Origin of the sequence: Acinetobacter calcoaceticus DSM 30006 = CIP 81.8 (assembly GCF_000368965.1) — a bacterium.
Lineage (GTDB): Bacteria > Pseudomonadota > Gammaproteobacteria > Pseudomonadales > Moraxellaceae > Acinetobacter > Acinetobacter calcoaceticus.
This window is the reverse complement of sequence record NZ_KB849780.1, coordinates 483500-509096: the sequence shown is the minus strand read 5'-3', so window position 1 is coordinate 509096 and position 25597 is coordinate 483500. Positions and strand designations below refer to the sequence as shown.

Here is a 25597-nt window from a genome sequence, read left to right as displayed (position 1 = left end):
AAAGATACCAGAGTTTAAACCAGTTGTAATTCCAACTCCTCCCATTTCATATAGATATAGATCAATACTTATTTTTCTATATCTCCTCAATCAGGACTTTTTTAAATGAAAAAGCTGATCAGTCTTTTTTTAAGTATGTCAGTAGTACTATTGGCAGCATGTGGTAAACAAGAAAGTGCTCCACAAACAAACCAAAACAATGATAGCTCCCAAGTACAAACAGTAGTAATTGCCTCTACAGGCTCAGATGCTGATATTTGGCGTTATATCGCAACGTTGCCAGAAACCCAAGCTGCTGGCTTAAAGTTAGAAGTGAAAAACTTCACAGACTACGTTTCGATGAATGCAGCCATTGCAAACAAAGAAGTAGATCTGAATGCTTTCCAATCTTATTCTTATCTTGTTGCATTTAATAAATCAAACCAAGATAAAATTGCACCGGTTTCTACCACATATCTTGAGCCAATGGGTATCTATTCAAGTAAACACAAAAAAATTGATGAGCTCGCAGAGGGTGCAATTATTGCAATCCCAAATGATGCTGCCAACGAAGCTCGTGCTTTACTTTTATTACAAACAGCTGGCTTAATCAAACTTAAAGCTGATTTTAACCCGGCTCAAGGCAGTCCAAACGATATCATCGAAAATAGTAAAAAGATCGATATCAAACCAATCCAAATGGCAACTGCATTACGTATTAAAGACGAAGTTGATGCCGTTGTATTAGGTAACACCTTAGCAATGGAAGGTGGTTTGAACGTACTCAAAGATTCTATCTTCTATGAGCCTGTTGATCAAAGCACACGACTTAATGTCAACGTTCTCGCAACTGCTGATTCACGTAAAAATGATGCAGTTTTGCAAAAAGTTGGTCAGCTATATCACAGTGCAGCAGCTAAAAAGTATGTAACAGAGCGTTTTGGTGGAACAAAAGTTGACGTAGATCAACCAATCAGCTATCTCTCAGAAGCTAAATAGTAATATAATAGCGGAAACGTGAAACAGGCAAACTCTCTTTGCCTGTTTTTTCTTTCCAGCATAGCTTCTGACGATATGATTCAATTTAAAAACATTTCAAAGCACTATCAGCTCAAAAGTCAAACCATACGCGCACTCGACCAAATCAATTTAGAGATTCCTGAGGGCAGTATTTTTGGCATCATTGGCTATAGTGGTGCAGGTAAAAGTACCTTAATCCGCCTGATCAACCTACTTGAGCGACCAACAGAAGGTCAAATCATTATTAATCAGAAAGATTTCACCGCTTTGGATGCACGCTCATTACGTCAGGAACGTGCAAGTATTGGCATGATTTTTCAGCACTTCAATCTGCTACAAACTAAGACGGTTGCTGAAAATATCGAAATGCCAATGCGACTACTGAATTACAATAAAGTAGAACGTGAAAAGCGCTTAAATGAGTTATTAGAGTTCATTGATCTTAAGCATAAAAAAGATGCTTATCCAGATGAACTTTCTGGCGGACAAAAGCAACGTGTCGGTATTGCCCGTGCTTTGGCAAATCATCCAAAGATTCTTTTATGTGATGAGGCAACCTCTGCCCTAGACCCGCAAACAACCAAGTCAGTTTTAGAACTACTTAAGAAAATTAATCAAGAGCAAAAAATCACGATTGTTATGGTGACCCATGAAATGGATGTCATTGAAACTATTTGTGATCATGTGGCTGTGATGGAAGCAGGTAAAGTCATTGAACAAGGTTCAACGATTGATATCTTTAGTAAACCTCAACATCCAACTACTAAAAACTTCATTCAAACTGTTTTACACCAACAGTTGCCTGTGAATATTTTAAATCAGCTCGAAAACCAGCATCATCATAGTATTTACTGTTTACAGTTTTTAGGGCGTTCTGCTCAAGAACCTGTAATTCAGTCACTGATTAAAAAATTCGATATTAGCTTAAATATTTTATTTGCCAACATGACTGAAATTAATGGCACAGTCATTGGTCAAATGTTTGTGCAGCTTTTAGGTGATCCTCAGCTAATTAAACAAGCTATTGAGTTTTTGGAACAAAATGAAGTAGGTGTAGTTCAATCAGGAGATCAAGTATGAGAGATTTAATCGTACAGTGGTTAACTGAACTTACTCAACCTTTCTGGCACAGTTCCCTTTCTATTGATCAGTTCGTTACAGCTTTGCAAGAAACCTTTCATATGGTTTTCTTCGCACTTTTGTTTGGCGGCATTTGGGGATTTATTCAGGGAATTATTTTATTAGTTACCCGTCCAGAAGGCATTTTACCCAATAAAGTGATTTATCATTTACTTAATCCTATTGTAAATGCTTTACGCTCTCTTCCTTTTATTATTTTACTCATTGCAGTGATTCCTCTTACTAAGCTATTAGTAGGTACTTCAATTGGTACGTGGGCAGCTATTGTTCCATTGACTATTTATGTTGGCCCTTATATGGGACGTCTGATTGAAACTTCATTACTTGAAGTAAATGAAGGAATTATTGAATCTGCTCAAGCGATGGGTGCTACACCTTGGCAAATTATCTCTCGCTTTATTTTGCCGGAAGCACGCAGCTCACTCATTTTAAACCTTACCACAGCGACAATCAGTCTTATTGGTGCAACCGCCATGGCTGGTGCAGTTGGCGCAGGTGGTATTGGTGATTTAGCAATTTCGTATGGTTATCAACGTTTTGATACTAGCGTTGTGATTTTAACAGTTATTATCCTATTGCTATTAGTACAGATTGTACAAACGCTAGGAAACTGGCTCGCCAAGCTCCGTTAAATCATCCATACAAAAAAAGCTCTCTTCTAGAGGGCTTTTTTTGTTTTATATCACCTTGTTCTTAAAGACAGTTGAGAGCATGGCTCAATACCATTTTCTGGTATGATCAGAATTAGTCATTATTCATTTACTCTTTGGATTTAGTTTCAGGATAAAACAATGCGTTATAGAATTCATTTTATTGATGTGCAGAATGCCCTCCAAAACTATATCTGGATTTTAGAAGATACTGAAACCCAAGAAGCTGTTGCAGTCGACCCAACAGAAGCAGAACTGGTAACTCAATTTTGTCAGAATCATCAGTTAAATTTAAAACAAATCTGGCTTACTCATTGGCACAAAGACCATATCGGTGGTGTTGCTGATTTAACTGCTGCCCAAAATATTACTGTATATGGCCCACGTGATGAGCTCACAAAAATTCCGGGAATTACCCACTCCTTACAACATGACGATCATCTAAAATTCAATGATTTAAAAGTAGAGATTATTGCAACCCCAGGTCATACCTTAGGGCACATTGTATATTTTATTGAAGAATTAGAGGCTGTATTTTGCGGTGATACCTTATTTGCAATGGGATGTGGTCGATTATTTGAAGGCACAGCTGAACAAATGTATCACTCACTGAGCCGTTTAGCAGCATTACCAACCCATACAAAAGTATATTGTACGCATGAATACACGCTTTCAAATGCCGAATTTGCCTTAACGGTAGAACCGCATAACCATGCCTTATCAGAACGAGCTGAAGAAGTCCGTGAGCTACGTAAACAAGGATTAATCACCCTACCAAGCACGATTGAACTTGAATTAGCAACCAACCCTTTTCTACGCGCAGAAAATGTTGAAGACTTCGCCCACCTGCGTGCTCTTAAAGATAATTTCTAAAATTAAGCTTTCAAAGAAGATATGGTTTCATTTAAGAACTGTATCTTTTTGCTTATTACCTGTTGCCTGTAATTATTTTTTACATTTACTCTGTTTTTTATTTGCTCATTATTCTAAAAACAACGTTGAATTTATAATTTTTAAAAACCATCACACAAATAGCTCTTTAAATAAAAAGTTATTATTTTTTAGCTACATAACAGACTAATAATTTCATAAAAATGAAATCTTTTATTTCTTTATCTTACTTTTTTTACAAGTTGCAAAATAAAAAAAAGTTTTTCCCCTTTAAAAAATCTAATTAAAACCCTATTAATAAATAAGATGTAATGCCACGGATTGAAGGAGTTCTCACGTGAAAAAGGTTGTTAAAGCTAAAAATTTGATTGCGTTTCGCATTTGGTTAGAAAAGTTAGGGTATTCAGTTAAAAATCTTGCTGACGGGAAAGGTTTTACTTTTAGTTTTAAAAAAGAATATGGTTTGGTGACCTGTGAGTTAGCAGGTAATTCATTAGCGATGCAATTAGGTGAAGAGTTTGAGGATCACTTAAAAGCATAATTTTTCACGACTTGATTTAAATTACTGTCTGGTCTTTGCTGAAAGATAAGTAATGTTGTAGAACTTTAGAATGGCTTAATTAAAAATATATTTTTAGATATTAAACAAAAAATCTGTAGCTGGGCTATTCTCCCAAATTGCCCTTAGCTACAGATTTTTTTGTAAGGTTAATCTGCTTTAGGGTTCTTTAATGCTTTATCAAGAAGATCTTTATCTAAAGCCTTATCCCAACGTGCCACAACAATTGTTGCACATGCATTACCCACTAGATTTGTTAAAGCACGGCACTCAGACATAAAGCGGTCAATACCAAGAATTAAAGCCATACCTGCGACAGGAACAGCTGGTACAACCGATAAAGTTGCAGCTAGAGTAATAAAACCTGCACCAGTCACCCCTGCTGCACCTTTAGAACTTACCATTGCGACTAAAAGCAATGCGATTTGCTCACTAATTGATAAATCTACATTACAAGCTTGTGCAATAAACAGAGCCGCCATAGTCATATAGATATTTGTACCATCAAGGTTAAATGAATAACCTGTTGGAATGACTAAACCTACAACTGATTTTTCACAACCTGCTTTTTGCATTTTGTCCATTAAAGATGGCAAAGCTGCTTCAGAAGAACTTGTTCCCAAAACCAACCAAAGTTCATCTTTGATATAACGAATTAAATGAATAATTGAAAAACCGTTATAGCGAGCTACTGCACCTAAAATTACTAGAATAAATAACACAGCAGTAATGTAGAACGTCATGATTAACAGTAATAAATTACCAATTGATTCGATTCCATACGCACCGATCGTAAAAGCCATTGCACCAAAAGCACCGATTGGAGCAAGCTTCATTAACATACCAACCAAGTAGAAAACTGGAGCTGTTAAGTTATTTAAAAAATCGGTAATTGGACGTGCTCGGTCACCCAAAGCAGCCAAAGAAATACCAAATAGCACCGCTACAAATAACACCTGTAAAATCTCGCCACCAGCCAGAGGACTGACCAATGTTTGCGGGATAATATTCATGAAGAAGTCGGTAATATTTGTTGCATGCGCCTTTTCAACATAAGTATTTACTTTGTCGTTGACTAAGGTAGCTGGATCAATGTTAAGGCCTTTACCCGGTTGGATAATATTTGCCACAATCATACCAACCACAAGCGCCAAGCTTGAAAAGGTAAGGAAATAAAGCATAGCTTTACCAGTTACACGGCCGACTCGGCTCATGTTTGTCATACTGGCAATGCCTGTAACAACAGTTAAAAAGATGACGGGAGCGATAATCATTTTAACGATCTTGATGAATGCATCACCAAGTGGTTTTAAACTTTCGCCAAGTTCTGGGTAAAAATGACCAATTAAAATGCCCAAAATAATTGCAAAAATGACCTGTACATACAAAATTTGGTGAAATTTCTGTTTTTTCTGTACTGCTTCTTGGTCAAGGGTATTGAAATCCATTATCTAAATACCTTTTCGATGGGGATAAAAAAATAAAATATAAAGCAAGCACCACAAGCTGCTCTAACAAGGAAAAGCCATTGTAAAGAATAAAAAACACCCTGTGTCATAAATTTAAAAAATGTTAAATTCAAAAATCATGCATTAAATTGTATAGAATACATTTTATTTTTAGGCTTTAAATATCGTAAAAATAGTTAATTTTTTAAATAAGCTATTATTTATATTAATATTTTATACCATAAATAGTGATAAAACCCACCATGCGTACTTCATTATCTACATCAAGCCAACCATTTATTAAATAAATGATTTTATATAAAACATATAAATTATAAATTATGAAAATTTATTTTAAAAATAATAAGAAAAACTGATATATGATTTCTTAATGAGAACCCGCGTCTATTTCTTGTTAAATATTTAGACTAATAGGCCGCTATAAATTAATTAAAATTGGAATGAGCCTTAAATAACCGCTCTAATAAAATATGGACATAGTCTAAGCATAAGGTGCGATCAGTGAATAAGATTCTAAACAGCATTGGGGCAATGACTGCTTCGATAATTTCTTGATTCGATATGATTGGTTCATGACGTAGTCTTGCTCGAGCTTGAATAATATCGAGTTGCTGAATAATTAAGGTTTCGCATTGTCGGGCATTTGAAGATTCTGCTGCATATAACACATCACGTAGTAAGACCTGTCCTACTTCAGAAGAATACTCTTCAAAATACTGTTCGACCCAAGCGGTAACATCAAGTTGAAATGAACCTAAATCTTTTGGCTCCATATCAGGTTTGAGTTCATTTAGAGCAACGTCTGAAAATAACTGATTAATGTCTCCCCAACGGCGATAAATTGTTGAAGGTGTTACTCCTGCCTCATGAGCGATCATGGGTATGGTGATTTGGCTTTGCTCCAATGTTTTTTGAAGCTCTTTGACTGCTTGATGTACCGCAGTTTGGATTCTTTCACTACGGCCGCCCGGTCGTAACCCAGTAACAACTTTTGCCATTAATCAGCTCTACTTCAATAAAAAACAATTAAAATATTATTTGCATATACAAAATACACTAAAGCTAAGGATTTGCTTTAGTGTAAAAATAATGTATAAAAGCTAAATATTCGCTTTTATGTTATTCATCTTATATGAACAATTCAAGTTCGAAACGGTCTAGATCTGTTTTTCAGTTAGATTCAAGAGTTGCATTGACCTTAAACACGATCACGCTCATGACATTTATGGCCGCGTCCAGCTCACCGACTCCTCTATATCGCTTGTATCAGCAAGCATGGCAATTTTCGCCTGTTACATTAACCTTAATTTTTGCGACCTACGCGTTTACCTTACTTGCTTCTTTACTCATTATTGGCTCTTTATCTGATTATATTGGACGTCGACCTGTCATTCTTTCTGCAATTTTTCTGCAAATCGTTTCAATGAGCTTTTTCCTTTTTGCCTCAGATGTTTCTATGCTATTTATTGCTCGTGGGCTGCAAGGCATCGCGACCGGACTTGCTGTTTCTGCCATAGGAGCCGCAATTTTAGATTTCAGCAAACATCAGGGCTCCTTGATTAATAGTATTGCTCCAATGGTCGGTATGGCAGCTGGCATCTTTATTACATGTACTATTTTGCAATTCTCAGCTCAACCTTTGCAGCTCGTTTTTGAGCTTTTATGTGTTCTCTTCGCATTCCAACTCATTTTAAGTTTTTTTAATCCTGAAACTGCACAAAAAAGATCGGGTGCACTTGCTTCTTTAAAACCCAACATGGCTATTCCTCCTCAAGCGAGAAGTGCTTTATTAAGCATTAGCCCTATTAACATTGCACTTTGGATGGTCAGTGGTTTTTTCTTATCACTTATGCCCTCTTTACTCGCAAAGATTTTTCAAACCTCTTCTGCATGGTTAAACGGAATTATGTTTATGGCGCTTGCACTTTCAGGTGCAGCCGGCATATTAACCCTAAGAAAATCTACAAATTTTCGTATTTTGCTCACGGGTACCTTATCCATCATTATTGGGGCAACCATTTTATTTTTGGCGATTAATTTTACAAGTGCAGTGGTTTTATTTTTAGGCTCTATTATTACTGGAGTGGGTTTTGGTACCGCTTTTATGGGAGCAATTCGTACAGTCATGCCGCTTGCGTTACCAGAAGAACGTGCAGGACTTATGGCCGCATTTTTTGTTGAAAGCTATTTGGCTTTTAGTATTCCGGCAATTCTTGCAGGTTATTTTGTGGGTAAAATTGGACTTATGAACAGTGCTAATATTTATATGAGTTTAATTATTGGCCTTGCTCTGATTGCCCTTGTGATGATTTTTAAAAATATTAAAAGCAAATAATGATTTTAAAAAAGCCTCTAATGAGGCTTTTTTTAACTTTACTGATCACGCCAAGGTTTTAAAAACCGCTTTACATACTTTTTAAAAGGCCAAGTAAATTGTTTCACAAAACTATTTGGGATTTTATAGCCAACCGTTCCATATACACTTGCCAAATGTTTAGGCATATAGACGGTTTTAAAAATAACATCATAGAGTGGGATAAAAGCAGCATAATTTTTATCAATCGCTGGTTTTTCTGAAGAGTGATGCCAATGGTGGAATTCTGGTGTTGCAATAATCCAGCGCAAATATGGAAAGCGAAAACGCACATTGGAATGAATAAAAATAGCGTGAAACGAAATAAAAACTAAATAAGCAAAAACAGCTGAAGTATGAAAACCCAACAGGAAAATCGGTAAAGTCGCAATAAAGCGAGTCATTAATACTTCTATGACATGCAAACGAGAAGATGCTAACCAATCCATATATTCAGTCGAATGATGAATCGCATGAAAGCGCCATAAGAAATTAACTTCATGCATAGCACGGTGCAACCAATACACCGTAAAATCCACCACAATCAGTAACTCAATAAATTGAAGCCAAATTGGTTGAGCTTGTACATAAGGTACAATCGGGTTATCAGGCAGGTGCGTAATCCAATATTGAATTGGCATAACCGTTAAAAAGCTGAATAGTTGAATCCCAACATGGCTGACCATGAAATATTTCATATCGGTCACCCAACCGACTCTTAATATTTTTTGTTCAGGATTTTTAGCAAAAAAACCTTCAAGCGGAATAAAAACAAACGCTAAAATGAATAGGGTTAGTACAAAATAATCGATACCTGCATAAAACGGTACACTTGGTAAAACGGGTGCTTCAATTACGCCGCAACCCAAAACTGCTGCAACAAGTGAGAAACATAGCCCGTAGAACCCATATCGGTTTTGACGAACAATCGCGCTAAATGCACCAAAGCCTGCACTAATCACAATGCCAGTGATCAGGCCATAATAGAAAAGATTATAGTGCTTTGCGTAAAGAGGACGAAGTTCTGGGGTGGTTAATACACTGGGAAATAAAAAACATAAAGCACCAAATAAGCAAAGCAAGCTGAGTGACATTGAAATAAAGGCGCTGATTTTCCCTAAACCTGCGTTAAGTTCTAAATTTTCAAATTTTGCTCTTAATTGATCGGTCATAATTCGTATCAACAGTTCTTATTGTGTATACCGCGAATGCTATCAAAATTTAATAATAAATTGGAAAGAACTTTAACTTCTCAGATCAGATCCATTAACCTGAAAATTAAATTTTAAATATAACTTTCAACACAGATGTTAATGGTTTTATAGAACTTCAAATATTTGACCGACAGATTGAATCAGCCATTTTCTGGCAATAATATCATCACTACGATTAAACCAGTTCAAGCTCACTTTAAAAGAATCCATAGCGAAAGGTAATTCAAACATTTGGACATTACCATGAGCTAGATAATGTCGAGCTGCTCGTGACGGTAATGTCACCAACATATCTGAACTCTGTAAAACGCCTTGTAAAACACTAAAATGCGGGACTTCTAAACGGATGCGTCGCTTAAAATCCATTGTTTTTAAATATTGCTCAACTTGGATATGCCCTGTCGATGATTTAATGGCAACATGATCTTCTTGCAAATACTGTTCTAAAGTCAGTTGCTGTTGTAGCCTCGGATGGTTAGCTCTGGCAATACATACATATCTTTCTTCAAATAAAGTACGTGTTTCTATTTTCGGCATTATTGTCTGCGTACTATTAAAGACAGCCAGATCTAAAAAACCATCAATGAGCCACTGCTCAACCTTATCTGATCGAATCTCTTCAATTTCAATTTGAATATGTGGGGCTGCTTTTTGTAAAAAAGCCATAAGACTAGGCAAAAGACAAATTTCACCAGCATCTGACAGTCCAATTCGGAAAGTTTTATTTGAGTTTTCAGGATGAAATTCCTGTGCTTGAGCAATCGCCGATTCAATGTTAAAAATCGCTTGATGGAAAATTGGATAAAGTTCATGAGCGACTTTTGTCGGTTCGACGCCACCGCGACTTCGGGTAAATAACTCATCATTCAACTGACGGCGTAATCGGTTCAAATTATAAGTCACCGAAGGCTGGCTTAAATTTAATTTATCAGCAGCTTTACTAATATGACGAGACTCATAAATACAGACAAAAACTTTAATCAAACCTAAATCCATGGTTCTGATCCTTTAAATACTCTAAACAAAGGCTTTAACTTCTTTGTTTAGAGTTTAGTTTGTTTTATTGGGATAAAAAATACTTAATTCTTATGGAGATATGCTTGAATTCAGCATGACCCGTTTGGTTCGACTGCAAATACTTATGGCAATAACACTCAATGTGGCAAGTACACACGGAATGGCTAAAGCAATAAAATTATATTCAATTGGTAAATGCAGACTTAAAAGCCAACCGCATAAAATCGGTCCCAGAATAGCGCCAATACGGCCTACGCCTAAAGCCATACCAATGCCAGTACTACGAATTGGAGAAGGATAAAACTGAGCCATATAAGCCAGTAATAAAATTTGCCCTCCAATAGAAGCTGCACCTGCAACAGCAATGCAGAGATATAAAATCACCATAGGTAAAGCATAGCTTAATAAGTAAAGTGAAATTGCACCCGCTAAGAACAGTGAACAAATGACCTTGCCGAGATGAAAACGATCAGCAAAGAAACCACCTCCAATCGCACCAAGCATTCCACCTAAATTTAATGCCAGTAAAAAGACTAGACTGGTTGATAAATCATATCCCGCCTCGACCATGAGTTTTGGTATCCAGTTACCGAGCGCATACACCATCAGTAAAGCCATAAATACACTCAGCCAGAAAAACACAGTGACTAAAGCACGGTTCTCGGTAAATAGAGCAACCAACGGACGAGCAGCAACTTGTTGGTTTTCCTGATGTAAAACAATATTGGTCTGGACACTTATATTTTGTTCTGGGGCCAATTTTTGAAGTAAATGTCGTACCTCATCCCACTTCTTCTGGCGAATTAGATAATCAATCGATTCTGGTAAATATTTCCAAATAATCGGTAATAGAACCAACGGAATGCCTGCCAAAATAAACATGATTTGCCAACCAAAATTAGGTACCAACCACATGCCTAAAAGTGCCGAGCCCATACCACCAATGGCATAACCACTAAACATCAGTGAAACTAAGGTAGATCTTAACTTTTTTGGGGCATATTCTGTCATTAGGGCAATGACGTTGGGCATTACACCACCTAAACCTAGGCCCGCAATGAACCGGTATATTGCAAACGCTTTGGGACTATCGGCAAGACCGCATAACACAGTAAAACCACTGAAAATCATGATGCATAACATAATAAGGCGTTTACGACTAAAGCCATAAGACTCTAATTTGTCCGCTAAACTTCCAAACAGCATTGCACCAAACATCATGCCAAATAGTGCAACACTACCTAAAAGCCCTGCAGTCATACTATCTAACTGCCAGTGCTGCATGAGTTTAGGCAATGCAACACCGTAAATGACCAGATCATATCCATCAAAAATAATAATAAGTGCACTCAGCAAAATTACTCGCCAATGCAATGGCGTTAACTTTGCTTCATCAATGAGTTGATTTGCATTTAGTTTTTCCATAATTGCTTTCCTTAGCAAATTGTTTATAAAGCATCACATGATTTAAATAGTCGCCATTCCTAGCTGTTTTAATTGTTGCTGTGCATCTGTAACATCTTGCTCTAAATCGTGTTGCCACAACCAGTCAAAACGATGTTCAAGGTGCTCGCCAATTTCTGCAAACGTTGAGTACTGAGTTGAATAGCACTCATAAATTTCACCAGACTCACGAGAGGTTTGTTGAACACGGCAAGCTCGTTTTACACGCAGCTTTTCATAAATTGAAGACACATCGGTGAGTTGATCCGAGTGTAAGTTTTTTGTCGCTAGTAAGGCTGCAAGGATCAAAGCATCTTCAAGACCTTGCCCTGCTCCAGCCCCTTGGTGAGGTAACATGGCATGTGCGGCATCACCCATAAGTATCACGTGACCCGAGGCACTTTGGTAGGTGGAAAGCTCCTCAATTTCATGTAAAGCCCAAATGGTAGGTTGCTCAATTAAACCCAGTAACTTTTGACAGCTCTCACTCCAGTCTGAAAAATCAGAAAGCATTTGAGCTTTATCGACAGGGCGTGTCCATGGTGTATCGGCTGGTAGTACCGTATCTTCACGATTTGAGCAAAAGGCAACAATATTGATTTGTTCACCCTTACGAATTGGGAACGTCAAAATATGCTTATCTTTACCCAATAACATTTGGGGAATATCTGCTAAATCTGTATCGCCATTTATTTGCTGCAAAGCTTCTTTAAATGAAGCATGTGAAATGATGCCACGATATGCCCAAGTTCCTGAAAAGCGTGGTTGAACAGGTAGTAAATGATGAGTAGCTAAAACATATTGGCGGGCAACAGAGCGAATACCATCAGCCCCAATCAAATAATCGCACTCATGGCGACTGCCATCATTGAAATGTAAAATGACTTGATCTTCTTGTTCTTCAATAGACTCAAGTCGTTTAGAAAAGTGGACATTTTGCGTAGGCATGTGAGGAATAATGGCATCTAGAAAATCAGCACGATGAACAGAAGACTGTCCTACACCTGCCGCTACCGATGCAGATAAATATTCATCGGTATAACCATTGCGCCATTGAAACCAAACATCTTGAAATGGTGCAGATACCTTATCTGCAATTGCGTGATATTCGTTGGCTAAACCTAACAGTTCAATCGCTTTGACTGCATTTGCTCCAAAAGAAATTCCTGCCCCAATTTCAGAAAACTGAGGTGCAGATTCAAACATTTGGACATCTAAATGAGCATGTTTACTTAAATTACTTGCCAATGCCAGACCAGCAATACCGCCACCAACCACGGCAATTCGAATATGTGTATTCATGTGTTTTATCCTTAAACATCATTGTTGTTTTCACATATTCATTTTTGAGAAGTTGGCTTATAAAGTCCAATTAGTATTTTTTTCGTTCAATTATTTAAAAATTAAATAATAGCCAGTTGGACGAGCCTCTATAAAGCTTAAAGACCGCCCATGCTAATAAATGATCGTTAGTATACTTTATGGTGTGCCTGGCGGGGTTCCAATAGCATATTTCATCGGAGCTTCATAAGTCGTCTCTGCAACTGGTGAAACACGCCAAATCGTATTGCCCACGTCATCTGCAACTAACACTGCACCTGAAAAATCAACTGCTACACCTACAGGGCGCCCATAAGCTTTGCCTTTGTCACTTAAAAACCCTGTTAAAACATCTTGTGGAGGACCAGAGGGTTGACCACTTCTAAATGGTACATAAACTACTTTATAACCACTGTGCGGTTTACGGTTCCATGAACCATGCTGCCCAATGAATGCGCCGCCACGATATTGTGGCATGAGTTCAGCTGCATAGAATGCAAGACCTAAAGAGGCTGTGTGATTACCTAGTGCATAGTCAGGTTTAATTGCACGTGCGACCAGTTCAGGATTTTGTGGTTTTACTCGTACATCTACATGTTGACCATAGTAGCTATAAGGCCAGCCATAAAAAGCACCGTCTTGAACCGAAGTCATATAGTCAGGTACTAAATCACTGCCAATTTCATCGCGCTCATTAACAACCGTCCAAAGTTTTCCGCTTTGAGGTTGCCAAGCCATACCATTCGGATTACGTAGTCCCGTTGCAAATGGACGTGACTGACCACTTGCAATATCAAACTCCATAATTTGTGCGCGACCTTTTTCTTTATCCATACCATTTTCAGCAACATTGCTGTTAGAACCAACAGTAATGTACAGCTTACTCCCTGCTGGGTTAGCGATCACATTTTTGGTCCAGTGGTGATTTAAAGGACCGCCCGGTAAGTCCAATACTTTGGTTCCACTGGCTGTAATTTGAGTTTCGCCCTCTTGATAAGGAAAACGCACAAGTGCATTCGTATTGGCGATATATAAATTATTACCGACCAATGCCATACCAAATGGGGAATTCAAGTTTTGAAGGAATACCGTTTTCTGATCGGCAACGCCATCTCCATTAGTGTCTCGAAGCAAACTAATACGATTGGCACTCGGGTGAGATGATCCTGCACGTCTCATCACGAAAGTCATAATTTTACCCTTAATCCCTTTACCGTCTTCTGGTTTAGGTGGGGCATCTGTTTCGGCAACCAATACATCACCATTTGGTAACACATAAAGCCAACGCGGGTGTTCAAGCCCTTTTGCAAATGCTTTTACCTTCAGACCTTCTGCCGGTGTTGGCATAACACCACTCGGCCAGCCTTCTGCTGGAGCTATATTAACGGTTGGTAATAGGCTTGATTTAGGCTCAGGAAGTTTTGGATCTGGCCCATAACTGTCGGTAATTGGATATTGAGAGGATGAAGCGCATCCAACTAATGTAATTAAAACCGTAGTGCCAAAAATCGGCAGTAAAAAACGTGTCGTCATGGGTTATCTCCATTTATTTTTTGTCGTCATGGAAATAGCGTAATTTATGTTTGCAATTAAACAAGCAACTTTAATGGAGTCTTTTGTTTATGGCTTGAAAAAAACGTTCTTTATCTTTTGGTGAAATCATCACTGAAGTAATTTCTCCATTTTTCATATAATAAATTTTGAGTCGATCTAATGAGAGCGCTGGAGATGAAAGTGGATTATGAGTAGGCTCTATTTGGGTAATATCATTAATATTAATTTTCCATCGAAACACCAAGCTCTTAATAATTAAAGTGTTGTTTTCGACCACATAATAAGTATTAAAGATGGGGAGCCAAATAAGAAAAATGATTAAACTATAAATAATGAGATGCGGAAAATTTGAAGCTAAAGAATAATGATGATTTGCTTCATAAATTTTCATAAGGATATTGGCAGTGATAACAACAAATATTAATAAAAGCCACCAATCAATTTTTGATCTAAATTTCAAAAGTTATCCTCCACGTCTAAATCTCATTTATAAAGAGTATTTCTATATTTTTTTAATAAAATAATTGAACTAAAAATTAGCTTTAAATGTTAATGATACAAAATCTCGATCATCTATCGTGCTAAATTCATTAGAACCAAAAAAGTTATTATAGGCAATCTCTGTTGTATATTTTTGCTGATAAGTTAAAGATAACGCCGTACTTACACTCATTTGCCCTTCTTGAAAGTTTTGGCTATATCCATAAACGTCATGTCGGAAACTAAGACTTGGAGTAATCACTGTAGAGGGTAAAATATCTTGATAAGTTAATGCGCCACGTAATCGGTACCCAAATGACCATTCATTAAAAAATCCATTTTTATTACAAAAACGTTCATTTAAATTGTCTATTTCTGCATTTGTAAGATGGGCTGTACCATACGGCGTACATTTAAATGCTCCTGTCTCTGGATTATAAGCACCTGTTGAAAGCTCACTACGACCAAATGCTCCTGTCCGGCCAATCCGATGATTACCAATATCTGCAATATGGTTTAAGGCAAACTCTGTAGACCATGTCATCGAATTTGCGCCCAAAATATTAAATATGCTGTCAGTTGCTCCGATTGAAAATTGTGTTACAGGTAAGCGTACATAACCTTGAATATATTGACCTAAGTCAGCAGTTTCCCCCGGCGGTGCAAATGGTGTGCCTTCCGATAACACTTGAGCATAGACAATGTCGGTACCGTTTAATTGCAAAGGTTGATTAGGTTTGTGGGTTAATTCACTAAAAACGGTTGTTGTTCCAACTTTCCCAGTCAAACTTAATCCAAACATTTTGATATTTTCAGGATAAATAGAAAAATAACTTGCGGTATTAAAGTGCTCGGGGCCCGATGCTGTTACAGCCGTTCCATCAAAGTTTGCATTACGGCTATGATAATTCGCATAGTAAATACCTAACTCAGCATTATTGAGGTTTGATAAAGTCTGTTTTAAGGCAATACCATATTGACCGTTGTCTTTTGCTTTTCTGCTTTCTGCACGTGGAATATAACTACCTAAACGCACTGCCGTATCAGATAACTTATCACCCCCTCCAGCAATCAGAACTGGACCCGCATTTTCGGGAACAAAGTCTGAAATCTCAAAGAAAGTCCCGCTGCCATCAACCACTGAAGGCCTAAATTTAAATTGATAGAATCCTTCTATTTTCAAATTTTTATTAATGCTTGTATCGAATGAAAACATTTCGGTTGGAATGATTCTTTCTTTTGCATCACCAGCTGGTCGGTTGATTGCAGCAAAATCAAATGCACTCACCGAGTTTAAACCGTTTTGGAAAAACTGAGATTTTCCCCAAGTTAATGTTTGTTTACCTAATTTTAAATTTATGCTTTTTCCATCGCCTAGTTCAAAATCTTTCCATATATAGGCATTCCATAAATCAATTCCCTTGAACTTTGCGAGCCTTGGCCACGCTGAATCATTAAAGGGTTTAAAGTCTCCTTCCCCTATCTCATAGGCATGGTCATACCAATATTTAGTACTGATGACCGCACCCTGCTGCTTTCCATTTAGCTTAACTTCTGTTATGCCTCTAATGATCTGTGAGATGGCATCATATTTACTAAAATTCATGCGTCCATCATCACCATTCACATCAATGCTTGAGCCTTGTTTACCAATTTTGTTTGCATCAGGCCGATAAAGTAATGAAACGGATGGATCTTGTGTACTCCAACTGGCGCCTAGGCTTAATGTCGTTTTTGTATCGAACTTCCAGTCTTTATCAACATCAAAACTAGCTGCATTCGCTTTAGACATGAATAAAATCAGACTTAATGAAACACCTATTTTTTGAATATATAAAATATGTTGGTTTGTTTGATTTAAATATACGTAATGCCTCATCATATTATCTCCCTATAAATATGATTTTTCTTATTTATTGCTTATTACTCAAAGCCATCCATTGGCTTTTAAATGGTTTATATAAGCAGATGTTTTTTCGTACTACGCAGGTTGTTCCACCTGATCTAACTGTTGAATAAATTGCTCAGCTAAAGGCCAATAACCAAAGCCTGATGCAGGGTTTAAATGCCCCACTTCACCTAAATTTACGAGTTGGCTACCCCATTTTTCTGCCATTTCACTTACAGCTTCATAGCGAGCTAAATGGTCATTGGTGCTTGCAACTAAAATGCTGGAAAAAGGTAACTTTTGATGAGGTAAAGGGCTCCACCCTTCTTGATGAAGTGTGGTTGAACTCGGATAATTTTCAGGCCAACTTTTGTTTAAATCAGGAGGAGCAACAAGTAGAGCACCTTGAATTGGTCTTTGATGTTTGGCAGCCCAGTGTATAGTCATCAGAACACCCGCACTGTGGGCAACTAAAATAACAGGACCTTGTATTTGTTCGAGTTGTTTTTGTATAGCAGCAACTCTATTTTCACAATTGAGTTTATTGGTTTGTACAGGTGGTACAGAGCGAACCTTCGCTAGTCTTGTCTCTAATATCGTTTGCCAATGGTCGGGAACATGGTCACGTAAGCCCGGAATAATTAAAATTGTTGCGTTGGTTTGTATTTTTTCCATTTTGACGCCTGTGAACTTTGCCATCTAGGATGCATAAGAGTTTTTATAAAACTCCACTCACAATAAAGGCTCATTTCAGTTAATGGTGTACATAAGGCGTCACGGACTTTTCATTTGACGACACATCTTTTTAAAATTTAGTAAATTAATTAAAATATTTTTTGTAATTACAATTAAGTTAAAAGAAGAAGTTTCACATTAAGCGTACTTAACAATTAAGCTCTTAAATAAAAGCTTTTGTAATGTGTATATTTTGGTTATAAGTAAAGATGAGCCGTAAGGAATATGGCTGATTAAGAACAAGGAGATAATAAAATGGTACCTCTTGCGCATACGGCCTCTTTAAAAAATTATTTGGCAGTTGCTCAACAATTCGATATTAACCCCTACCATTTATTATCACGTGTTGGGCTTAGCCAAGCTCAATTGAATGATCTTAAACAACGCATTCCTGTAGATAAGGCAATTACCTTGCTTGAAGACTCAGCCCAAATGAGTAGCTGCGATGTTTTCGGTTTATATATGGCAGAGCAACGTGAAATCGCTGATTTTGGTGAACTGAGCTTATTATTAAGTTACCAATATACTTTGAGAGAAGCGCTACAAACAATTGTTCGTTATAGAAATTTACTCAATAACTCACTTGAAATATATATTGAAGAAATTGACGATACGGTTGTTATTCGAGAAGAAGTTGTGACCACAACTTGCGGGTATAGTCGCCAAGCAACCGAACTTGCTTTAGGGATCACTCATCGTTTTTGTGCAGCACTCATGATGCAAAAATGGCGACCATTAAGTGTTCACTTTACGCATAATCCACCAAGCGATTTAACCCTCCATCGGCGGATTTTTGGCTGTGCCTTAGAATTTGGCAGTGACTTTAATGGCATTGTTTGTACCGCAGCCGAACTTGATACAACAAATCCTCAAGCCAATCTGGCCATGGCCAACCATGCACAGCGTTATTTAGATATTTTACAGAATAGTAATGAATCGACCATGATTTTTGATATTCGTAAAAGTATTTATCTTCTTTTACCAATGGGCCGCGCTACGATTGATCAAGTCGCTCAAACACATGGTATTCATGTCCGGACCTTACAGCGTCGATTAGAAGAAGCGCAGACGAGTTTTAGTGATTTAATCAATGAAGTACGCAAAGATCTCGTATTTCGCTATTTAAAAAATCTAAATTATTCACTTGCTCAAGTGTCTGATATTTTAGGTTACTCGATGCCGAGTTCTTTTACTCGTTGGTTCATTAGTCAATTTGGGATGTCACCGAATATGTGGCGTAGTCATAACAAATCGCTACTGAATTAAGCACGTGTGTATTTAGAGTAAAGAAGATGAATTGATTCAAACGCAGCTTTAAATAAAAGAAGAAGTTTTGTGAATAACCCAAAACCTCCTCTAAAGATTTAAAATTAAGTTAAAACCAAAAGTGCATTAATGCTAAGACTAATACCACTAAAAATATGCTTTCACCGACCATCAGAAGAATCGGTTTAATCCCAACAGAAGCTAATTCTTTTAACTGAGTTTTCATACCCAAAGCACTAATTGCGATGACTAAAAACCAGCGTGATAAATCATTTACTCCATTTTGAATCATTACTGGCACCCATCCTGTACTGTTAATACAAGCGAGTATTAAAAAGCCAACTGCAAACCAAGGTAGTAATGGTGGACGCTCCCCCATTGTATCTGCACCTTGCATGCGGGTAATCATTGCCGCACAAACAATCACTGGAAGTAACATTGCTACACGCATAAGCTTAACTACAGTCGCAGTATCACCTGTTTCGGTAGACATGCTATAACCTGCTCCCACCACTTGCGCTACATCATGAATGGTAGCTCCGAGAAAGACACCAGCAGCTTGTGGCGATAGTTCTAACCACTTCGCAATCATTGGATAGACAATCATTGCTAATGTTGAAAGTGCAGAGACCCCAATGACTGTAAACAAGGTCGCTTTTTCTTTTTGGGGATGATTCGGAAAGGCAGCTGACAATGCTAGCGCAGCTGAAGCACCACAAATTGCGGTTGATCCACCGGTCAACATACCAAATAGTCTTTGGAAACCTAAAATTTTAGCTGCAATCACAGAGACGGCGATTGTTACAACAACCAGAGTTATGACTAAGGCTACAGGCTGCCACCCTAGTGCAGTGATTTGTCCTAAAGTTATACGCATGCCTAGTAAGGCAATACCCATTCGAAGCACAGTACGTGCGGTGAATTCAATACCTGCTTTACATTTACTCTCAGCTGCTAAAAAATTCAGGCTCATACCTAGCAGTAAGGCAAATAACATGACTGGGGCACCATAGTGCTCTGATAAAAAACAGGCAGCCGCAGCAACGACCGAACTGACCACAAAACCAGGTGCTAATTCTCGTGTGCGCTGGGTAAAATTTTTCAAAACTAAACTAGCCATGATTTTCCCCAGAACCCATCACAATAAATACTTTTTCCTTAACAATTTCTACGGGATAGGTTGCAACTTTGAGCTGAGAAGAATTAACTAAACAGCCATTTGTTAAATCAAAGCGCAGACCATGGGCACAGCACTGAATCACCCGTCCTTCTAAACGTCCGCTAAATAGCGATGCGCCCTGATGAGGACAACTGTCATCAATTGCATAAAATTGAGTCGCAATATTAAATAGCGCAAGAGTTTTATCTCCGACTTTTAAAAAAGCCCGTTCGCCTGAATTCGGTATTTTGTCTAGAGGCACTTCAAATCGAGTAGTCACGTTAATTCTCCCTGAACAACAAATGCCTCATGCATCGCTTGATAAAGTGCATCTGCTGATTGCGCTCCAATTAATGCAGCAGCCCGATCAAAAATAAAGTAAGGCACACCATTACCTCCTGTACTGGCAGAGATAAAATCTTGATGATCTTGAATAAGTAAATTTTTGATTAGCTCAGGTGAGAAGCCACAACGTTTTGCAATTTTGTATAAAGTGGTGGTATTGCCGATGTCTAAGCCATCATAAAAATATGCAGCAAAGAGTTGTTCTAACAGCATATTGCACTGTTCAGGAGTGCCTATCTTTAAAGCTTTATCAAATAAGCGATGAGCCTTAGCCGTGTTTGGCATGCGTTTAATTTGTTCAAAATCGATCTTGAGTCCAACTTTATTTGCGGCTTTATAGACTTGTTCCTGTCTCATGCGAACTGCTGTCAAGCTACCTAATCTTTTCAAATAAAACGTTTGAAAAGGCACTCCCTCGACTGCCAAGTCCGGTATGAGCTGAACACCTCGCCAATGCATGACAACTTTGACGCCAGGGTGAAGCTGATAAAATCTATTTATAGCGATCAGTAACTGACGTTTTCCGATCAAACACCAAGGACAAATAAAGTCAAAAAATACATCAATGTGTAATTGCCGAATCATCATTTGTTATTCATCCCGCATTTTTGTATTTGGTTACTTGAGTGATTTTTAAACTCAGTCATTCCTTGCTGCTCAAAGCGTGCAATATCTTTGTGATAATGGCGTTTGGCATAAAAAAATACGGCTGCGGCTGCAATACTGACCAATGGCATGAGTTGAAATGCGCTATGTAATCCAATCACATCAGATACTTTGCCAACGACTAAAGGACCAAGAGCTAAACCAAGAAAATTGTTAGCCAGAGTAAGGGTTGCAAATGCAGAGCCATGAACTGAGTTATGTGTGAGATTGGCCACCATGGCACTAGATGGACCATTGGTTCCTAAGGCAATAAACATTCCTAGGCAGATGAGAATTAGCTGGTTACGTCCCGCAGGCACAGTAAAAGCAATTAATAAAAGCACACAACTAACCAAGCAGTATGTAATGGCTAAACTGACTTTGCGATCAGGACAGTTACGGCCCAAATAATCACATAACATGCCGCATAGAATTGTGCCCACCGCACTACACAGCACAATGACCGCTGCCATTACACCAGCCGTGTCGGTACTCATGCCGTAATAGCGATTGAGATAACTCGGCATCCAGACAATCACCGTGCCACCAACGAATAGTTGCAACCCACTACCAATGTAAGTGGCAATGACTGAACGACTTGAATATAAAGTTTTTAAAGGGCTTTGAATGTGCAGGGTTTTGCTACGATTTTTATTTTGATGTGAAGAAGCTATTCTTTTTTCTTTGACCAGAACCGGATATAGAAAAGCTAAAATGAGGCCAAATAAAGCAATGGCACCAAAAGCCCAACGCCAGCCAAAGTGCTGTGCCAGAACACCACCTAGAGCCATACCCAAAAATGAACCGAATACACCGCCAGCCATAAAAGCACTAGCAAGTGTTGCACGCATTTCCCTTGGAAAAACAGCTACAACCACTGCGATTCCAACACTGCCATAGGCCGCCTCACCTACACCAACCATAAAACGAGCAATAAACATTTGCTCATAGTTTTCAGCAAGTGCACACCCTAAAGTCGCCAAACTCCATAATGCCGCCATAATGGCCAAGCTTTTAACTCGTCCAAAACGGTCTGCTAATAAAGATAACGGCAGAGTCAATAAACCTACCATTAAGGCGACAATGCCACTGAGCAAACCTAGCTGGCTGTCACTGAGTAACCATTCCGTTTTGAGCAATGGAAAGACAGCGTTTAATACTTGCCGTGACATATAATCGGAAATGAGCAAGCCAAATGTCAAAGCAAAAACAAGCCATGCATAACGACGAGGTATACTGATTGACGTATCAACATCGCTCATCTGATCTGAATACTGATGCGCATTCATAAGACCTCCTTGTATTTTTTATAATTTCTATTTAGCTAGTGCAGCATTGCGTCTTTAAAATCAAAGCAAATAAGCTGCACTACAATTGAGGTCTAAACTCCGTTAGACCTTGTCACATTATTTACGCTGGGGAATGCCTTTTTGCCCAGCTTGACGGTTGGGTGCCATACCATTTGCGATTAGGGTTTCTTCAATACTGTTGTATTGCACCCCAATACGGTAAATTTCACGGGCTTCATTTCCTGATGCAATTTCACGACCTAGTTCATGGGCAATTCGAACGGTTTGCTTAATTTGCTCTACAGAGGAAAAACGGCGTCCGTGATGATCAATGATCGTGTCTTCATTTCCAACACGAGCATGTAACCCCATTGCCATCGACATGGTGTTAAAGGGCAATACATTTTTGAGCAGAGATTCGGATGTCAAAGTACATCCATCAGGTACACGATGAATAAAATTAAAGAAATTAAATGGGTTTGGACCATCAAAACCACCACCAATTCCAATCCAAGTTAAGTTTAACGGCCCCATATACAACCCTTTACGCACCATACGTTCTAGGGTTTCAAGACCATGCATTCCCGTTAATTGAAAGTGCGGTTGAATATTGTTTTTACATAAGCGTTTAAGATGTTCGGCTACCCATGCAGGACCGGCTGGCACAGTCATCTCTGCATATGCTGCCTGAGTCGCCGGATGTGCCAATGAAGTTCCTTCTAAATATTCAGGATAGAGCAACTCCATAATATTCATTTGTGTGGTGTTAATTGCCACCGTGACCTGATCAGGTTTTGGTGTAAGTTCAGCCAACATATGTCGAGTGTCATCACTTAACCATAGTGCCGCCTCACCATCACTCTCTGGTGCAAATGAAATCGAACCACCCACCTGAATAATCATGTCAGGTACAGCTTCACGAACGCCTGCGATGAGTTCATTAAATTTTGAGAGGCGTTTAGAGCCTTTACCATCAAGCTCACGGACATGTAAATGCAACACCGTAGCACCCGCTTCATAGCATTCGACCGCTTTTTGTATTTGCTCATCCATGGTCACAGGAATATCTTCTGGAAAGTCTTCAGGCATCCACTCTGGACCATACGGCGCAACGGTAATGACTACTTTTTCCATATTTTCTGGGTGCAATGAGTCATCAAAGAATTGCATGTGCATCTCCTTATATATTTTTAGAATTTTCAAATAGATAAAATGATTTAGCCTATAGCCTTAATAGGTTGCGTCACCAATAATGCCTGCCCGTTCCATTTTTCGATGACACGGCGGATAGTCCATCACGGCATAGTGTTGTGTACTGCGGTTATCCCAAATTGCAATACTGTTAGGCTTCCAACGCCAGCGCACTTGAAACTCTGGAATATAGGCTTGAGAAATTAAGTAACGTAGTAGTTCAGCTGAGCCCGGATTGGCATCTTGTCCAAACCTGACACGTTCTTTGGTGTGATAGTTACTGAAGTGTGTTGTAAATGCATTTACATACAAAATTTTCTCGCCCGTTTCAGGATGAGTACGTACCACCGGGTGCTCAGCATCGGGGAACTTTGCTTTTAAGTCCAAGCGTTTTTCGAGTGGCATCGCAGCACCAAAACTCGCCTCTATACTGTGGTAAGCACGTAAGTCAGCAATCTTATCCTTAATATCTTCAGGTAAAGACTCATAGGCCATGACCATATTGGTCCACATCGTATCTCCACCTACAGGCGGACATTCAACACAATGCAGCACACATCCCATAGGTGGGGCCTTGCGCCAGCTTGCATCGCTATGCCAAGCATTTTCATAACGATTGACTGGGCTTTCCGGATGTTTGTAAATCTGCACTAAACCCGGATGATCAGGATCACTCCCAACCGCTGGATGATCTTCTAACTGCCCAAATCTTTCTGCAAATGCGACATGATCCTGACGGGTTAAATGTTGATCTCGCAAGAACAAAACACGATGGTTAAGCAGTTGAGTGCGAATTTCAGCAAATAAACCATCGTCATAAATTGCATCAGCGAGTTTTACCCCACTAAGCTCCGCGCCAATATTGCAAGTTAGTTGTTCAATTTGCATAAGGAATCCTTTCAAATTACAAAAATTGATGAACCTATTGTTTTACGTGCTTCTAAATCACGATGAGCTTGTACAGCATCCTTTAGCTCATAACGCTGATTAATTTCAATTTTGATTCGTCCATGTCGAACGTGCTCAAATAATTCATTTGCCAGTTCCCTTTTCTCAGCAGGATCTGCAATGTAATCAGCCAAAGCTGGACGAGTCACAAACAATGAACCTTTCACAGCAAGTAATACCGGATCAAAAGCAGGAATTGGACCAGACGCAGTTCCTACACAGACCAGCAAACCACGGCGTTTTAAGGAATCTAATGAACTCATGAAAGTGGCTTGACCGACACTATCAAAAACGACATTTACACCAACGCCCCCTGTTAACTCGCGTACACGTTCAGCAACATTTTCATGGCTATAATTAATGACATGATCACAACCATGAGCTCTTGCTACAGCAGCTTTTTCTTCTGAAGACGTTGTACCGATAACAGTCAAGCCAAGTAATTTAGCCCACTGAGAAACAATCAACCCAACTCCACCTGCAGCTGCATGTAATAAAATCGAGTCGCCAGCTTTAAAGTCATAAATACGGCGCATTAGATAAGCAGCGGTCAACCCTCTCATGGTCATGGCTGCCGCTGTTTCACAAGAAATTTCTTCGGGTAATTTAATTAAAGCATTTGCTGGAATTAGACGGTGGGTACTATATGCACCTAACGTATTTAAAAAACCTGTATAAGTAACTCGATCACCTACTTTAAGCTGAGTCACTCCTTCGCCTAAAGCTTCGACGACACCTGAAGCTTCGACGCCCATGCCATTAGGCATTGGAATTTTATACGTTCCATTACGAAAATATGTATCGGCATAATTTAGGCCGACTGCCACATGACGTAGGCGTACTTCTCCAGCTTTTGGATCTCCTACTTCTACATCTTCGTAGCGCATTACTTCTGGCGTTCCTGTTCCATAGAAACGTATAGCTTTCGTCAACGTCATGTCCTATCCCATATTTTGGTTTTTTATTAAGTGCCTATAAAAGCAATAACTAAAACTACAATAAGTAGGATATGTGCCACTTTACATTTGACGACACAGGCTTA

General features: G+C 38.7%; 24 protein-coding genes. 7 read left to right on the top strand and 17 right to left on the bottom strand.

What is annotated here, in order from left to right:
• Positions 1-105 precede the first annotated feature (105 nt).
• From F936_RS07345 to F936_RS07325, 5 genes are all read left to right on the top strand, one after another.
• Complete coding sequence (locus tag F936_RS07345) at positions 106-978, top strand: MetQ/NlpA family ABC transporter substrate-binding protein (protein WP_005046283.1); 873 nt, start codon at positions 106-108, stop codon at positions 976-978.
• A 75-nt stretch (positions 979-1053) separates the two neighbouring features.
• Complete coding sequence (locus F936_RS07340; protein ID WP_003652515.1) at positions 1054-2079, top strand: methionine ABC transporter ATP-binding protein; 1026 nt, start codon at positions 1054-1056, stop codon at positions 2077-2079.
• Entirely contained in the window at positions 2076-2771 is a 696-nt protein-coding gene (locus F936_RS07335) for a methionine ABC transporter permease (RefSeq protein ID WP_003652516.1), read from the top strand. The genes F936_RS07340 and F936_RS07335 overlap by 4 nt, the downstream gene beginning before the upstream one ends.
• 159 nt (positions 2772-2930) lie before the next feature.
• Entirely contained in the window at positions 2931-3662 is a 732-nt protein-coding gene (gloB, locus tag F936_RS07330) for a hydroxyacylglutathione hydrolase (RefSeq protein WP_005046281.1), read from the top strand.
• 355 nt (positions 3663-4017) lie between these two features.
• Positions 4018-4221: a hypothetical protein gene (locus F936_RS07325; protein ID WP_003652518.1), complete on the top strand. Its 204-nt coding sequence runs from the start codon at positions 4018-4020 to the stop codon at positions 4219-4221.
• 167 nt (positions 4222-4388) lie between these two features.
• Here F936_RS07325 and F936_RS07320 read toward each other — a convergent pair whose 3' ends face one another.
• Positions 4389-5687, bottom strand: a complete 1299-nt coding sequence (locus tag F936_RS07320; RefSeq protein ID WP_003652519.1) for a dicarboxylate/amino acid:cation symporter — start codon at positions 5685-5687, stop codon at positions 4389-4391.
• Positions 5688-6133: 446 nt separating this feature from the next.
• Complete coding sequence (locus F936_RS07315) at positions 6134-6706, bottom strand: TetR/AcrR family transcriptional regulator (protein ID WP_005046279.1); 573 nt, start codon at positions 6704-6706, stop codon at positions 6134-6136.
• A 134-nt stretch (positions 6707-6840) separates the two neighbouring features.
• On the opposite strand from F936_RS07315, the gene F936_RS07310 reads away from it, so the two are divergent.
• Positions 6841-8043, top strand: coding sequence for an MFS transporter (locus tag F936_RS07310; protein WP_017390036.1), 1203 nt, complete (start codon positions 6841-6843; stop codon positions 8041-8043).
• Between the two features lie 38 nt (positions 8044-8081).
• Here F936_RS07310 and F936_RS07305 read toward each other — a convergent pair whose 3' ends face one another.
• The 8 genes from F936_RS07305 to F936_RS07270 form a co-directional block, all read right to left on the bottom strand.
• Complete coding sequence (locus tag F936_RS07305) at positions 8082-9233, bottom strand: sterol desaturase family protein (protein WP_005046275.1); 1152 nt, start codon at positions 9231-9233, stop codon at positions 8082-8084.
• A 147-nt stretch (positions 9234-9380) separates the two neighbouring features.
• Complete coding sequence (locus F936_RS07300; protein ID WP_005046273.1) at positions 9381-10271, bottom strand: LysR family transcriptional regulator; 891 nt, start codon at positions 10269-10271, stop codon at positions 9381-9383.
• Between the two features lie 90 nt (positions 10272-10361).
• The gene (locus F936_RS07295; protein ID WP_005046270.1) at positions 10362-11717 is read right to left on the bottom strand and encodes an MFS transporter; all 1356 of its coding nucleotides are present in this window, start codon (positions 11715-11717) and stop codon (positions 10362-10364) included.
• Positions 11718-11759: 42 nt separating this feature from the next.
• A complete protein-coding gene (salA, locus tag F936_RS07290) occupies positions 11760-13037 on the bottom strand; it encodes a salicylate 1-monooxygenase (RefSeq protein ID WP_003652528.1) in 1278 nt (425 codons plus the stop codon).
• Positions 13038-13214: 177 nt separating this feature from the next.
• Positions 13215-14588 carry a PQQ-dependent sugar dehydrogenase gene (locus F936_RS07285; RefSeq protein WP_005046264.1) on the bottom strand — a complete coding sequence of 458 codons (1374 nt, stop codon included), beginning with the start codon at positions 14586-14588 and terminating at the stop codon, positions 13215-13217.
• A gap of 70 nt (positions 14589-14658) precedes the next feature.
• Positions 14659-15069 carry a PH domain-containing protein gene (locus F936_RS07280; protein WP_005046261.1) on the bottom strand — a complete coding sequence of 137 codons (411 nt, stop codon included), beginning with the start codon at positions 15067-15069 and terminating at the stop codon, positions 14659-14661.
• Between the two features lie 69 nt (positions 15070-15138).
• A complete protein-coding gene (locus F936_RS07275) occupies positions 15139-16968 on the bottom strand; it encodes a DUF1302 domain-containing protein (RefSeq protein ID WP_080631704.1) in 1830 nt (609 codons plus the stop codon).
• A gap of 102 nt (positions 16969-17070) precedes the next feature.
• Positions 17071-17676 carry an RBBP9/YdeN family alpha/beta hydrolase gene (locus tag F936_RS07270; RefSeq protein ID WP_017390038.1) on the bottom strand — a complete coding sequence of 202 codons (606 nt, stop codon included), beginning with the start codon at positions 17674-17676 and terminating at the stop codon, positions 17071-17073.
• 291 nt (positions 17677-17967) lie between these two features.
• Between F936_RS07270 and F936_RS07265 the strand changes: the two genes are divergently transcribed.
• A complete protein-coding gene (locus F936_RS07265) occupies positions 17968-18978 on the top strand; it encodes an AraC family transcriptional regulator (protein WP_005046252.1) in 1011 nt (336 codons plus the stop codon).
• A 109-nt stretch (positions 18979-19087) separates the two neighbouring features.
• On the opposite strand, the gene F936_RS07260 is transcribed toward F936_RS07265, so the two are convergent.
• The 7 genes from F936_RS07260 to F936_RS07230 form a co-directional block, all read right to left on the bottom strand.
• Positions 19088-20098: a YeiH family protein gene (locus F936_RS07260; protein WP_005046250.1), complete on the bottom strand. Its 1011-nt coding sequence runs from the start codon at positions 20096-20098 to the stop codon at positions 19088-19090.
• The gene (locus tag F936_RS07255; RefSeq protein ID WP_080595420.1) at positions 20091-20399 is read right to left on the bottom strand and encodes a Rieske (2Fe-2S) protein; all 309 of its coding nucleotides are present in this window, start codon (positions 20397-20399) and stop codon (positions 20091-20093) included. The genes F936_RS07260 and F936_RS07255 overlap by 8 nt, the downstream gene beginning before the upstream one ends.
• Before the next feature lie 14 nt (positions 20400-20413).
• A complete protein-coding gene (locus F936_RS07250; RefSeq protein ID WP_005046246.1) occupies positions 20414-21070 on the bottom strand; it encodes a DsbA family oxidoreductase in 657 nt (218 codons plus the stop codon).
• Positions 21067-22416 (bottom strand): MFS transporter, encoded by a 1350-nt coding sequence (locus tag F936_RS07245; RefSeq protein WP_005046244.1) that lies wholly within the window; start codon positions 22414-22416, stop codon positions 21067-21069. The genes F936_RS07250 and F936_RS07245 overlap by 4 nt, the downstream gene beginning before the upstream one ends.
• Before the next feature lie 117 nt (positions 22417-22533).
• On the bottom strand, positions 22534-23586 hold the full coding sequence (locus F936_RS07240) for a beta-keto acid cleavage family enzyme (protein WP_005046242.1): 1053 nt from the start codon (positions 23584-23586) through the stop codon (positions 22534-22536).
• A 60-nt stretch (positions 23587-23646) separates the two neighbouring features.
• A complete protein-coding gene (locus tag F936_RS07235) occupies positions 23647-24495 on the bottom strand; it encodes a TauD/TfdA dioxygenase family protein (protein WP_005046240.1) in 849 nt (282 codons plus the stop codon).
• Between the two features lie 11 nt (positions 24496-24506).
• On the bottom strand, positions 24507-25493 hold the full coding sequence (locus F936_RS07230; protein WP_005046238.1) for a quinone oxidoreductase family protein: 987 nt from the start codon (positions 25491-25493) through the stop codon (positions 24507-24509).
• Positions 25494-25597: the final 104 nt, after the last annotated feature.